Annotated in this window: 11 protein-coding genes; 7 read left to right on the top strand and 4 right to left on the bottom strand. The window is 61.2% G+C overall.

The features are described from left to right. Positions 1 to 64 precede the first annotated feature (64 nt). The 3 genes from xdh to I2C21_RS06355 all read left to right on the top strand — a co-directional run bounded on the left by xdh (position 65) and on the right by I2C21_RS06355 (position 5,397). Positions 65 to 2,638: a selenium-dependent xanthine dehydrogenase gene (gene xdh, locus I2C21_RS06365; protein WP_101692399.1), complete on the top strand. Its 2,574-nt coding sequence runs from the start codon at positions 65 to 67 to the stop codon at positions 2,636 to 2,638. A 487-nt stretch (positions 2,639 to 3,125) separates the two neighbouring features. After that, positions 3,126 to 4,199, top strand: a complete 1,074-nt coding sequence (locus tag I2C21_RS06360; protein WP_195278823.1) for a BMP family lipoprotein — start codon at positions 3,126 to 3,128, stop codon at positions 4,197 to 4,199. Positions 4,200 to 4,353: 154 nt separating this feature from the next. Beyond that, on the top strand, positions 4,354 to 5,397 hold the full coding sequence (locus I2C21_RS06355; RefSeq protein WP_195278822.1) for a BMP family lipoprotein: 1,044 nt from the start codon (positions 4,354 to 4,356) through the stop codon (positions 5,395 to 5,397). A 59-nt stretch (positions 5,398 to 5,456) separates the two neighbouring features. Here I2C21_RS06355 and I2C21_RS06350 read toward each other — a convergent pair whose 3' ends face one another. Then, positions 5,457 to 6,395 (bottom strand): selenium metabolism-associated LysR family transcriptional regulator, encoded by a 939-nt coding sequence (locus tag I2C21_RS06350; protein WP_193535840.1) that lies wholly within the window; start codon positions 6,393 to 6,395, stop codon positions 5,457 to 5,459. A gap of 115 nt (positions 6,396 to 6,510) precedes the next feature. On the opposite strand from I2C21_RS06350, the gene selD reads away from it, so the two are divergent. From selD to I2C21_RS06330, 4 genes are all read left to right on the top strand, one after another. Continuing rightward, complete coding sequence (gene selD / locus I2C21_RS06345; protein WP_101692403.1) at positions 6,511 to 7,566, top strand: selenide, water dikinase SelD; 1,056 nt, start codon at positions 6,511 to 6,513, stop codon at positions 7,564 to 7,566. A gap of 311 nt (positions 7,567 to 7,877) precedes the next feature. Further along, the gene (gene yedE, locus I2C21_RS06340; protein WP_195278821.1) at positions 7,878 to 8,942 is read left to right on the top strand and encodes a YedE family putative selenium transporter; all 1,065 of its coding nucleotides are present in this window, start codon (positions 7,878 to 7,880) and stop codon (positions 8,940 to 8,942) included. A 22-nt stretch (positions 8,943 to 8,964) separates the two neighbouring features. Further along, a complete protein-coding gene (locus tag I2C21_RS06335; protein WP_101692405.1) occupies positions 8,965 to 9,168 on the top strand; it encodes a sulfurtransferase TusA family protein in 204 nt (67 codons plus the stop codon). A 1-nt stretch (position 9,169) separates the two neighbouring features. Further along, the gene (locus I2C21_RS06330; protein ID WP_101692406.1) at positions 9,170 to 9,412 is read left to right on the top strand and encodes a putative Se/S carrier protein; all 243 of its coding nucleotides are present in this window, start codon (positions 9,170 to 9,172) and stop codon (positions 9,410 to 9,412) included. 50 nt (positions 9,413 to 9,462) lie between these two features. On the opposite strand, the gene cuyB is transcribed toward I2C21_RS06330, so the two are convergent. The 3 genes from cuyB to I2C21_RS06315 all read right to left on the bottom strand — a co-directional run bounded on the left by cuyB (position 9,463) and on the right by I2C21_RS06315 (position 13,722). Continuing rightward, entirely contained in the window at positions 9,463 to 10,179 is a 717-nt protein-coding gene (gene cuyB / locus I2C21_RS06325) for a cysteate racemase (RefSeq protein WP_101692407.1), read from the bottom strand. Positions 10,180 to 10,199: 20 nt separating this feature from the next. After that, entirely contained in the window at positions 10,200 to 11,408 is a 1,209-nt protein-coding gene (locus I2C21_RS06320) for a carboxylate--amine ligase (RefSeq protein WP_186963147.1), read from the bottom strand. Positions 11,409 to 11,484: 76 nt separating this feature from the next. Next, positions 11,485 to 13,722 (bottom strand): RelA/SpoT family protein, encoded by a 2,238-nt coding sequence (locus I2C21_RS06315; protein ID WP_195278820.1) that lies wholly within the window; start codon positions 13,720 to 13,722, stop codon positions 11,485 to 11,487. Positions 13,723 to 13,753: the final 31 nt, after the last annotated feature.

Genomic DNA, 13,753 nt, shown 5'->3' with positions numbered 1-13,753 from the left:
CGCATCTACACCCCACTCCCGCACGGTAAGAACCATCTCAAAGGATTTAAAGGAGGCAACTCAGATGTTCACTCTGAACGTCAACGGCAAGACCGTAACCGTCGAGCAGGACCGCAAACTTATCGATGTCCTGCGCGAGGACCTGAAACTCACCTCCGTCAAAGACGGCTGCGACCAGGGCGCCTGCGGCGCCTGTACCATTCTGGTGGATGGCGCCCCCATCAAGGCCTGCGTCCAGAAGGTCTCCAAATTTGAAGGGAAGGAAATCCTCACGGTCGAAGGACTGAGCGAGCGGGAGCGTGAGGTCTATGTCTACGCTTTCGGCGAGGCCGGAGCCGTCCAGTGCGGCTTCTGTATCCCCGGCATGGTCCTGTGCGGCAAGTCCCTCATCGACCGCAATCCCAATCCCACCCGGGATGAGATCGCCTTTGCCATCCGCAACAACATCTGCCGCTGCACCGGTTATAAGAAGATCATCGACGCCATCGAGCTGGCCGCCCGCCTGATCCGGGAGGACCGCCGAGATCTCAAGCCTCCGGTGGTCACCGGCGTGGGTCAGCGGGCCCACCGGGTGGACGTGGCCGAGAAGGTCCTGGGCTACGGCCAGTATACCAATGACATCCAGATCGACGGCATGTTGGTGGGCTCCGCTCTGCGCGCCCAGTATCCCCGGGCCCGGGTACTCTCCATCGACACCAGCGCGGCCAAGGCCGTGCCCGGCGTCCATGCCGTCCTCACGGCGGCGGATATCCCCGGTTCCTTTAAGGTTGGCCATCTGAAGCAGGACTGGGACGCTCTGGTTCCCGTGGGCCATGTGACCCACTACCTGGGCGATGCCGTGGCCCTGGTGGCTGCCGAGACCTGGGAGCAGGTCCAGCAGGCCAAGGCCCTGATTAAGGTAGAGTATGAGGTGCTGCCCGGCATTTTCGACGCCCGGGAGGCCCTGAAAGAGGGCTCCCCGCTGGTCCACGAGAGCAGCAGCAGCAATATCCTGGCCCATGAGCATCTGGTCCGCGGCAACGCCGACGAGGTGCTGGCCAAGTCGGCCCATGTGGTCACCCGGTCCTACTACACGCCTCCCACCGAGCACGCCTTCCTGGAGCCCGAGTGCGCCGTGGCCATGGTGGATGACGAGAATCAGGAGGCCCTCATCTACTCCAGCGACCAGGGCACCTACGATACCCAGCATGAGTGCTCTCTCATGATGGGCTGGAAGCCGGAGCAGATCCACGTGATCAACGCCTTGGTGGGCGGCGGCTTCGGCGGCAAGGAGGACGTGAGCGTACAGCACCACGCCCTGCTGCTGGCCTACCATACCCACCGCCCGGTCAAGGTCAAGCTGACCCGGGATGAGAGCATCCTCATCCATCCCAAGCGCCACGCTGCCTGGATGGAGTTCACCACCGGCTGTGATGAGAACGGCTACCTCACCGCCATGAAGGCCGTGGTGGTCACCGACACCGGCGCCTATGCGTCCCTGGGCGGCCCCGTGCTTCAGCGCCTGTGCACCCACGCCGCCGGCCCCTATAACTATCAGGTCATCGACATCGACGGCACCGCCGTCTACACCAACAACCCGCCCGCCGGCGCCTTCCGCGGCTTCGGCGTGACCCAGAGCTGCTTTGCCACCGAGTGTAACCTGAACCTGCTGGCAGAAGCAGTGGGTATCTCTCCCTGGGAGATCCGCTACCGCAACGCCATCCGTCCGGGCCAGGTCCTGCCCAACGGTCAGATCGCCTTCCCCGGCACTGCCCTGGCGCAGACTCTGGAGGCCGTCAAAGAGGTCTATGAGAACCATCCCAGAGCCGGCATTGCCTGCGCCATGAAGAACGCCGGCGTCGGCGTGGGACTCCCCGACTGGGGCCGCTGCCGCATCACGGTGGAGGACGGAAAGATCTGGCTGCGGGCCGGTGCCTCCTGCATCGGACAGGGCCTGGGCACCGTTCTCACGCAGATCGCCTGCGAGACGCTGGGCGTGCATCAGGACGTGGTGGTCTATCCCCAGGCCGAGACCAACAATGCCCCGGACGCCGGTACCACCTCCGGCTCCCGTCAGACCCTCATCACCGGTGAGGCCTGCCGCCGGGCCTGTCTGGAACTCAAGAAGGTCCTGGACGCCGGCAATTCCCTCGCCGATTTGAATGGCCGGGAGTTCTATGGCGAGTATCTGGCCGCCACCGACAAAATGGGCGCCGACAAGCCCAACCCCGTATCCCACGTGGGATACGGCTATGCCACCCAGGTGGTCTGCCTCAATGAGGACGGCACCATCGAAAAGGTCGTGGCCGCTCACGACGTGGGCCGGGCTATCAACCCGCTGAGCGTGGAGGGCCAGATCGAGGGCGGCGTGGTCATGAGCCTTGGCTATGCGCTGACCGAGGACTTCCCCCTGGTGGAAGGCAAGCCCACCGCCAAGTTTGGTACCCTGGGACTCTTCCGCGCCAACAAGACGCCCCCGGTGGAGGCCATCATCGTGGAGGCCAACCAGGACTCTGAACTGGGCTATGGCGCCGTCGGCATCGGTGAGATCACATCCATCCCCACCCCTCCCGCGGTGCAGGGTGCCTATTATAAGATGGACGGCCAGTTCCGTACCACCCTCCCCCTGGAGAACACCCCCTATTCCCGCAAAAAGTAAATTTTACCCTGACCGAAAGGCGGCGTGCAGATGAACTGCACGCCGCCTTTTTGAAGTTCCATAAGGTAAACTCCTCATTTCATTTTTGTCTATTTTGACAAATACCTTTTAAATAATCACCTTTATTTTATTTAAATAGACCATTTCCTCTTGACTTTTTTTCATTCGTCCTTTAGAATAGTGGCAAGTTCACCACATATAGTCTTCATATGATATAATCTTTTTGTGATTCTTGACGATATCACTGTGGTGAGCCATTCCTTTCACCCACGGGGGTATGACCTTGGACGGACGCAACTCTGTCCCCATGCCGAAGGGTCTCAGAGGTTCTCCAAGCCTGTGCCCGCATCTTCCATCTGGAGGTGCATACAGGAGGCATATCCGGCGGTGTCTGTCACACCGGCGAATCAGCCCGCTCTCATGGGCGCGTATCCCACTGCATAGACTGGATGCACCCAGTCATGCCAATCAAAAGGAGGATAATGTAATGAAAAAGCTGATTCCCTTGTTCCTCGCCGGCGCTCTCATGGTGGGGATGTCCGCCTGCGGCGGCTCTTCGGCCGAGCCGTCCACTGCTCCCACAGGCGATTCCGGTGCTTCCGGCGGCTCTGAGTATGATGACATCAAGATTGCCGTCATGCTCTCCGGCCCTCCCACCGACGGCGGCTACTGCCAGCAGGGCGCCGACGGCGTACGTGCCATTCAGGAAAAATACGGTCTGGATGACAGCCAGGTCGCGATTATCGACTCGGTCACCACGGCCGACATGGCCCGCTCCGAGGCTGAGAACATGGCCGCTGAGGGCTACAAAGTCATCTTTGGTCAGGGCGGCGAGTTTGCCGAGTACTTCTCCGAAGTGGCTCCCGACTATCCTGACACCTGGTTCGTCACCAACGGTGGTTCCGTGGTGGGCGAAAATCAGTTCCCCATGTGCATGAGCACGGAGGAAGGCGGTTATGTCTGCGGCGTGATCGCTGGCATGATGACCAAGACCAATACGCTGGGCGTAATTGCCGGCGGTGACTGGCCCTCCTTTACCAAGCCCGGCGTGGGCTTTGCCCTGGGCGCCAAGAGCGTCAACCCCGATGTGACGGTCAAATCCGCCGTCCTCAGCGCCACCAACACCAACGAGGCCTATGAGACCGCGCTGAGCCAGATCCAGAGCGGTGCCGACTTCCTGTTCCCCAACGCCAACGAGGGTACCTCCGGTGCCATCAAGGCCGTGTCTGAGAACCCCGAGGTCTATGGCTTCGGCGTGTTCGGCGACTACATCTCCGGCGCCCCCAACCAGGTCATCGGCAACAGCCTGCCCGACGCCCCCGGCGCCTATGTGGCCGTGTTTGATGCCATCATGAACGGCGAGACCACGGGCGACATTATGTTCCTGGGCATGAAGGAAGGCGTCATCTCCTTCGAGTGGAACGAGGACCTGAAGGCTACCCTGCCCGAGGATGTGGTGGCTGCTGCGGAGCAGACCATCGAGGACATCAAGGCCGGCAAGATCGACATCCCCAACGAGTATGAGATCGGCGAGACCGGAACCGAGGTCTATTTCAACTAAATCACACCATCAAAATGGGCCCGTTTGGATGACCAAACGGGCCCATTTTACCGCCGTTTCCCTTGACGGCGGAATCCTTTTTGATTATGATAGTGGTATCGGAAAATTCTTCTGATGACCCCGCGCACTGATTCATTTTGAGGAGGATACCCACATGAAAAAGGCACTTTCTCTGCTCCTGTCCTGCTCTCTTCTCACAGCGGCTCTCTCCGGCTGTGGCGGCGGCGGGACCGAACCCACCCAGGCTGCTTCTGACGACCCCTCTACCTGGAAAGTCGGCGTCATGCTCTCCGGCTCTCCCACCGACGGCGGCTACTGCCAGCAGGGCGCCGACGGCGTGCGTGCCATTGAGGAGAAGTACGACTGCCAGGTGGCCATCATCGACTCGGTCACCACGGCTGACGACGCCCGGGCCGAGGCCGAAAATATGGCTGCTGAGGGCTACAAGATCGTCTTTGGCCAGGGCGGCCAGTTTGCCGAGTACTTCTCCGAAGTGGCTCCCGGCTACCCCGACACCTGGTTCATTACCAACGGCGGTGCCGTGACCGGTGAGAATCAGTTCCCCATGTGCATGAGCACCGAGGAGGGCGGCTATGTCTGCGGCGTTCTGGCCGGCCTGCTCACCCAGAGCGGCGTCATGGGCACCATCGTCAGCGGCGACTACCCCTCCTTTACCAAGCCCGGCGTGGGCTTTGCCCTGGGCGCCAAGAGCGTGGACCCCAACAACGTGGTCAAGTTCTCCGTCCTGAGCGCCTCCAACTCCAACGAGGCCTATGAGACCATCCAGAGCCAGATTCAGGGCGGCGCCGACGTGATCTTCCCCAATGCCGACGAGGGCAACAGCGGCGCCATCAAGGCCGTGTCTGAGTCCGAGGGTGTGTATGCCTTCGGCGTCTTTGGCGACTACATTTCCGGTGCTCCTGAGCAGGTGGCCGGCAACATGATGGTGGACGCCCCCGGCGCCTATGTGGCTGCGTTTGAGTCCGTCATGAACGGTGAGGCCTCCGGCGAGATCCAGTATCTCGGCATGAAGGAGGGCATTATCTCCTTCCAGTGGAACGAGGACTTCAAGGCCACCCTGCCTGAGGATGTGGTGGCTCAGGTCGAGCAGACCGTGGAAGACATCAAGGCCGGTAAGATCGATATCCCCAACGAGTACGACATCGGCGAGACCGGTATTACCGAGTATTTCAACTAAATTTCGCCCCTGAGAAGCGAACGGAAACGGCCCTGTCGCAGCTGCGGCAGGGCCGTTTTTTACGATGTCGGTTCCGCTTTGAGGCTGCCCGCCTCAATCTCCCCCTGAAAATACCGGGGGAGCTCCTGCAGCAGCATAGATGCGGCCGGGGAGTGGGGCCGGGTGCGGTGATGGATCAGATAGAACTGCCGGTCCAGCAGAGGACTATCGTAGTCGAAGGACAGGATACTGCCCATCTGTACATAGTCCGCCGCCGCCAGCCCAGACACAATGGAGATCCCCAGGCCGTTCTTGACCCCCTGCAAAATACTCTCCGTGCTCTGAAGCTGGGCCGCCAGGGTCAGCTCCCGGGGATCGATTCCAATGCCCCGCAGGAATTCCTCGCTGCGCTTGCGGGTACCCGAGCCGGGCTCCCGCACCAGGAAGGGACTGGCGCGCAGCACCTGTCCGGAAATGGTCCCGTCCAGTTCCCGGAATTCCGGCGTATTGGGCGTAACGATCACCATGCGCTCGGAAAAGAAGGGCGTACAGACGCATCCCGCCTTCTGTACCGGCGAGCCGATGATTCCCATCTCCGCGCCGTTTTCAAAGATGCGCTGGGCCACCTGGCTGCTGTCCCCCTGAAACACCTGGAAAAAGACCTTGGGATAGCGCTTGCGCAGATGGGGCAGAATGCGGGGCAGCAGGTACTGGGAGGGCACGGTGGAGGCCGCAATGGACAGGGCACCCTGGATGTCGGAGGAGGCCGTCTTGACCTCCTGCTCCGCCCGCTCGCACAGGCCCAGGATCTGGTTGGCATAGCCGTAGAGGATATTGCCGGTTGCGGTAAGCTGGATCTCCTTGGTGGAGCGGACCACCAGCTTACTGCCCAATTCCCCCTCCAGTGCGCTGATGTGGGCGCTGATGGTGGGCTGGGTCAGGTAGAGGGCGTCGGCAGCCTTGGAAAAGCTTTTGAGGCGGGCCACCTGCACAAAGACCTCCAGTTGCTTGAGTTGCATAATGATCGTTCCTCTCTCTTCTTCTCGGGTTGTGGTTGCTATTTGCAGGAAACAGGGTTAGAATAGAACACGCTCTCCCCCGGAGAGCCATAACACAAGAAAGTGGGTGCGGAATATGTCGTCGGATGTAAGCAAGATCAAGTTGACCGAGATGACCTCAGCCGGTGGGTGAGGGGCCAAAATAGGACCGGGTGTCCTTGGAAAACTGCTCGCCGATCTGCCCCGCATCTATGATCCGAATCTGATGGTGGGGTTTGACTCCAGCGACGACGCGGCGGTCTACCGCGTCAACGATGAGACGGCCATGATCGCCACGGTGGATTTCTTCCCTCCCATTGTGGACGATCCCTTCCAGTTCGGTCAGGTGGCCGCCACCAATGCCCTGTCCGATGTGTGGGCCATGGGCGGCACGCCGAAAATCGCCATGAATCTGCTCACCTTCCCCAACTGCCTGCCTCTGGAGGTGGTGCAGGGCATCCTGGCCGGCGGATATGACAAGGTGATGGAGGCGGGTGCCGTCATCGTCGGCGGCCACAGCATTGAGGACAAGGAGCCCAAATACGGGCTGTGCGTGATGGGATTTGCCCATCCGGACGAGGTTCTCACCAATGACGGGGCCAAAGAGGGCGATATCCTTGTCCTCACCAAGCCCCTTGGTACCGGCATTCTCTCTACCGCCGCTAAGGCTGGGCTTCTCACCCAGGCGGAGTATGACGAGATGCTCGCGATCATGACCACCCTCAACAAAAAGGGACAGGAGGCCATGCTCCCCGTGCATCCCACCGCCTGTACCGACATCACCGGCTTCGGCCTGCTGGGCCACGTGCAGGAGATGGCCAAGGGATGCGGCCTGAGCTTTGAACTCTGGGCCGACGCGGTGCCCATCGTCCCCAAGGCTCTGGAGCTGGCGAAAGACGGCATCATCCCGGGCGGCGCCTACAACAACATGGGCTATCTGGCCGATGATGTGGTGGTGGAGCCCGGTGTGGCGCTGGAGCGGTCCGACGCCATGTACGATCCCCAGACGGCAGGCGGCCTGCTCATCACGGTGCCCGAATCCCGCTCCGGTGAACTCCTCCAGCGTCTGAAGGACCTGGGCGTGCCCGGCGCTGCCATCGGCATGGTAAAAGCGCGCGGGGACAAGCTGGTACGTCTGCGTCCCGGCTATTGATTTTATGCTTCACGCGATAGAAAGACGGACTCCGGCTCAGCCGGGGTCCGTTTTTTTGCGCGGATCTCACAGGATGCTCCTCCCCATACTGTTCCCCCTCAGTATACACCTTCCGTTTGCACTTGGAAATATTTTATTTAAAAATAAAATAAATTATATTGTAATTATTCCACATGCTTCTTTATTGATTTTCTCAATATTACCACCATATTTATATCGTTGTTTTCAATTTCCATTCTGCGGAAAGGGCGGCTATAATAAACGAGTAAGTACGCATTGTGTGGCGTGCAAGGGTAAAGGAGGAACTTTTTATGTCAAAGCTGAAACAGCACGGCCTCATTATCGTGGCCGGCGCGGTGGTGGGCTTGATCGCCGCCATCCTCTCCTGGCAGGGGAATCCCTACAACATGGGCTTTTGTATTGCCTGCTTCCTGCGGGACATCGCCGGCGCTGTGGGACTCCACCGTGCAGAGACAGTTCAGTACATCCGGCCTGAGATCATCGGCCTGGTTCTGGGCGCTATGGGCATGGCCATGATGGGGAAGGAATTCAACGTCCGCGGCGGTTCGTCTCCGGTCCTGCGCTTTGTGCTCGGTTTTTGTGTGATGGTGGGCGCCCTGATGTTCCTGGGCTGCCCCCTGCGTATGGTCCTGCGCCTGGGCGGCGGTGACCTGAATGCGGTGCTCGGCCTCATCGGCTTCGCTCTGGGCATTCTGGTGGGCACCTTCTTCCTGCGCGCCGGCTTCACCCTGAAGAAATCCACCCCCCAGCCCAAGGCTGAGGGCTTCGTGATGCCCCTGATCTCCCTGGGTCTGCTGGTGCTGCTGGTGCTCCGTCCCGCCTTCATCTTCTTCTCCTCGGAGGCTCCCGGCTCCAAGGCCGCTCCCATCGCCCTGGCCCTGATCGCCGGCCTCGTGGTGGGCGCTCTGGCCCAGAAGACCCGCCTGTGCATGGTGGGCGGCATCCGCGACGCCATCCTGTTCCAGGACTTCCACCTGCTGCTGGGCTTCATCGCCATCTTTGTGGCCGCCCTGGTGGGCAACCTGATCCTGGGCAATCCGGTCAACTTCTCGTTTACCGATCAGCCCGTGGCCTATAACGACGGCCTGTGGAACCTGCTGGGCATGGTCCTGGTGGGCTTCGGCTCGGTCCTGCTGGGCGGCTGCCCCCTGCGGCAGCTCATCCTCTCCGGCAGCGGCAACAGTGACTCCTCCGTGGCCGTTCTGGGCATGGTCGTGGGCGCCGCCTTCTGCCACAACTTCGGTCTGGCCTCTTCTGCCAAGGGTCCCACCGCCAATGGCCAGATCGCTGTGATCCTGGGTCTGATTGTGGTGGCCGCCATCGGCGCTGCCAACCTCAACCGCAAGAAAGCCTGATTTCGGAAAGGAGCATAGAACCATGAATGAACTGGACGCCCGGGGCTACTCCTGCCCCGAACCCGTTTTGATGACCAAGAAGGCCCTTCAGAAGGGCACCCCCCTCAAGGTGCTGGTGGACAGCATGACTCCCGTGCAGAACATCACCCGCTTTGCCTCCAACGCCGGCTATCAGGTGAGCCACCGGGCCGTGGGCGAGGACTTTGAGCTGACCATTACCAAGTAAGATGGAACAGATCGCCACCTTTCACACCCACTTCGGCGCCCTGACCTTTCAGAAGAAACTCCGGGCGCTGGGAGACAGCGCCGCCATGATGCCGGTGCCCCGGGCACTGTCCGCCTCCTGCGGCACCTGTGTCAAGTTCGGTATGGACTTTGACCCTGCCATGGCCGACGAGGACCTGGACGCGGTCTACGCCGTGGAGGGAAGCGGGAAGTACCGCCTGCTCTTCCAAAACGAAGAGGAATAAACAGCAAAAACCCCCGCCGTTCCAATTGGAACGGCGGGGGTTTTCCACATTTAGCACTCCCGCAGTGGATAACCGCAGGCGGTCACACAATGACGGGCCAGTACATCCAGGGCGTCCAGATAGAATTCCGGCAGGCCGTGGAAGGTCCGGAAGACCGACAGCTCGGTACAGCCCAGCACCGCGCCGTCGCATCCCAGTTCCTCCCGCACGGCCCGGTCAATGGGGACAAAGTCCTCCGGTGTGCCTCGCCGGCCCCGCTTGATCTCATCGTAGATGATGGACATGACCCGGCGCTGGATCTCCTCCGGCAGCGGGGGACACTCGATCCCCAGCGCCTGGAGCTCCCGCTGATAGACACCGGTGCGCACCGTGCCGTCGGTGGCCAGAACGCCCACCCGGCGGCATCCCCGCCGGGCCAGCACAGCGGCCGATTCCCGGACCATGTGGAGCAGCTTCATGCCCCCCAGGTCCTCCTGGAGCCGGGCGGCAAAGTAGTGGGAGGTGTTGCAGGGAATGGCCAGAATGGAGCAGCCCGCCCCCTCCAGCACCCGGCCCCCGGACAGGAGGGCCTCATAGCACCGCTGGGCATCGCCGCCCAGAATGGCCCCGGTACGGTCGGGGATCCAGGTATCGTTGTAAATCAGCGTGGGGATATGGTCCTGGTCCCGGTCGGCGTCGGTATAGTCCACGATGCGCTGGCACAGCTCCAGCGTGGCCTGGGGGCCCATGCCGCCCAGGATACCCAGCTTCGGTCGGTCGTTTGCCATGGGCTCCTCCTCTCGGTCGGTCAGTTGGCTTTCTCCATGGAGCTGGCATAGCGCTTCTTGTAGCGCCACTGATCCCGGATGATGCGCAGCTTGTGGATCAGATTGCGGTCGGCCTTGTAAAAGAGGGGGTTGACCACCGCGTTTTGCTCTTCCAGGGCCTTCATCTCCCCGTGGAAGCGCTTGGGAATGTAGTCGTAGGCCACACTCCGGGGAATGACCCGCCACATATGGCGGTTCTTCGTGATGGTCAGCTCGCAGCTCTTGTGCTCGATGCGGTCCTCCACCAGATATTTGGCCAGGTTGTAGCCCGCGCCGGTGACGTAGTAGTTGCTCCGTCCCTGGCGGGTATTGATCTCAAAGACCTTGAACTTGCCGTCCCGCTGGTCGTACTTCACATCGAAGTTGGAGAAGCCGGTATAGCCGATGGCCTCCAGGAAGGAGCGGAGCTTCTCGCACAGCTCGGGCTCGGGCTCGGTGATGATGACGGCGTGGTTGCCGATGCCGTGGCGGGTATGCTCCTCCAGGAGCACGTGGCCCACGCACATGAGACGCACCTTGCCGTCCTCGCCGGAGTAGTTGGTGACCACCCGCATGAAGCTGTCATCCCCGGGGATGAAGTCCTGAATGATGAGGGAGTCCTCATAGCCGTGCTCATAGATCTCGTCCAGCACCCGGTCTACCTCCTCCCGGGTCTGGAGGATATAGGCCTTCTTCTGGGTGTCAAAGGGATGGTCCCAGTAGGTGGCCGACTCGGCCGGCTTCACCACGAAGGGGCCGGAGAAGGGGAGGGTGAAGTCGTGCCCCATGCCCTTTTTGTAGACAAAGGTGGCGGGGTGGTCGATGCCGTGCTGATCGCACAGCTCGTAGAATTTCTCCTTGTGGATCAGGACCTCCATGGTGGCCAGATCGATATAGGGCGCAATGACATTTTCCGGGAAATGGGGCAGATTGCAGGCGATGGAGGTCAGATAGTTGTCTCCGCAGCCCAGCACGATGACCTTCCGGTCGGAGAACTCGGCGGCCACCTTCTTCACATTCTCCAGCACCACCTCCGGGGCGTCGTTGTTGGCGCACACCCGGTAGTCGATGATGTCGCTGCCTACGCAGGGGCCGGAGGGATACATCCCATAGGCCACGGTACGCACGCCGTAGGCCTCATGAAAGGCCCGGGCCATGCTGTACACATTGATATCCGCCCCCAGCAGAAGGGGCACAAAACGCTTTTCCATTGAACACGCCTCCACAGCGGAGGGAGCCCCTCCAACGGCGGTACTCCCTGGAATAATGATTGTATAACGGACTGGCTCAGCCCGTGGTACGCTTGACCTGATAGACCCCCTGGATCTGCCCCAGCTTGTTGATGACGCTGGTCAGCTCGTCCTGGTTCTTGACCTCCAGCAGAATGGAGGCAATGGCGTAGCCGTCGGGAGTGGCGTGGACGTTGAGTCCGTTCACCTTCACCTTGGCGGCGGAGAGGACCATGGCCACATCCAGAGTCAGGCCGTCCCGGTCCTTGGCCGAGATGTCCAGCGCGGTCTGGTAGGTGGTCTGATCTCCCGCCACCCAGGAGACCTTGACCCAGCGCCCGGCCTCCTCGGGCTTTCGCTTCTCCGGGGCGCAGTTGGGACAGTCGGCGCGGTGGACCGATACGCCGAAGCCCCGGGTGATAAAGCCCACCACCGGGTCCCCGGGCACGGGGGTACAGCACTTGGCAAACTTGACCAGACAGTTGTCCAGTCCCTCCACCACGATGCCGTTGGAGGAGCGCTTGGGGGTCTTGGCCGCGGCGGGCTCCTGCTTGGGCGGTGTGCTCCGGCCGGGCAGGATGACCGGGGTCTGCTCCGCCTGGAGGGCGGCGCTGCGCTCGGCCTGCACCCGGTTGAGGCGGCTGATCTCGTCTTTGATGCGCACCACCGCCTTCTGGGCGCTCATACCGCCGTAACCGATGGCGGCATAGAGTTCGTCCAGAGAGCCGAAACGCACCTTCTTGAGGATGTGGGGGAGCATCTCCTCCGTGGTAATAGAGGCCAGAGAGATCCCCGCGTGCTTGAGCTCGGACTCGAAGGAGGCCCGGCCGGTGGCGATATTCTCCTCCCGGCGCTCTTTCTTGAACCACTGGCGGATCTTGTTGCGGGCCTCGTTGGATTTACACAGCTTCATCCAGTCACGGCTGGGGCCGTGGGCCGACTTGGAGGTGATGACCTCCACGATCTGGCCGTTCTGGAGCTGGGTATCAAAGGGCACCATGCGGCCGTTGACCTTGGCCCCTGTCATGTGGTTGCCCACCGCCGAGTGGATGGAGTAGGCAAAGTCAATGGGGGTGGCCCCGGCGGGCAGGTTGATGATGTCGCCGTTGGGAGTGAAGACGAAGACCTCGTCGGCAAAGAGGTCCACCCGCATGGAGCGCAGGAATTCCTCCGCGTCGGTGGTCTGCTGGGCCTCCAGGAGCTTGCGCACCCACTCGAAGGCCGACTCGCTGCCCAGATTCTGGTTGGCCATGCCCTGCTTGTACTTCCAGTGGGCGGCGATGCCGTACTCCGCCGTGTGGTGCATCTCCCAGGTGCGGATCTGCACCTCAAAGGGAAGGCCCTCCCGGCCGATGACGGTGGTGTGGAGGGACTGGTACATGTTGGGCTTGGGGGTGCCGATATAGTCCTTAAAGCGGCCCAGCACCGGCTTGAACATGTCGTGGATACAGCCCAGCACATTGTAGCAGGAGGGAATGTCGTCCACGATGACCCGGAAGGCGTAGAGATCAAAGATCTCATCCATGGTCTTGTTCTGCCCGTACATCTTGCGGTAGATGGAGTAGGCGTGCTTGATGCGCCCGTAGACGGTGGCCTTGATCCCCTCCTCGGCCAGCCGCTCCTCGATCTTCCGCTGGATGGTGGCCATAAACTCCTCGTGGGCGGCGGCCCGGGTGGCCAGCTCGTCGCTGATCTCCTTGTAGCCCACCGGGTCCAGGTACTGGAGAGAGGTGTCCTCCAGCTCCCACTTGACCCGCTGCATGCCCAAGCGGTGGGCAATGGGGGCATAGATCTCCATGGTCTCCAGGGCCTTTTCCCGCTGCTTCTTGGGGGACTGGTACTGCATGGTACGCATGTTGTGCAGGCGGTCGCAGATCTTGATGAGGATAACCCGGATGTCCTTGGCCATGGCCATGAGCATCTTGCGCAGATTCTCCATCTGCTCCTCTTCCTTGGAGACATACTTGACCTGGGTCAGCTTGGTCACACCGTCCACCAGATCGGCCACGCTCTTGCCGAAGCGCTTGGCCACGTCGTCATAGGTGGCGTTGGTGTCCTCCACCGTGTCGTGGAGGAGCGATGCGATGATGGAGTCGGTATCCAGCTCCAGCTCCGCGGCGATCTCGGCCACGGCCAGCGGATGGGTGATATAGGGGGATCCATCCTTGCGCATCTGCCCCGTGTGGGCATTGTCGGCATAGGAGAAGGCGTCATAGAGCCGCTTGGTATCCACCCCGGGGTTGTAGGCTTTGATCTTATCCTCCAGCGCCTGATATCGCTCTAAAATAGGGTCCATACGATCACCACATTTCGTTGAGATGGGCGGC

It is taken from the genome of Clostridium sp. J1101437_171009_A5 (assembly GCF_015547905.1).
Lineage (GTDB): Bacteria > Bacillota > Clostridia > Oscillospirales > Oscillospiraceae > Pseudoflavonifractor_A > Pseudoflavonifractor_A gallinarum.
This window is presented reverse-complemented; position numbering and strand designations above follow the sequence as displayed.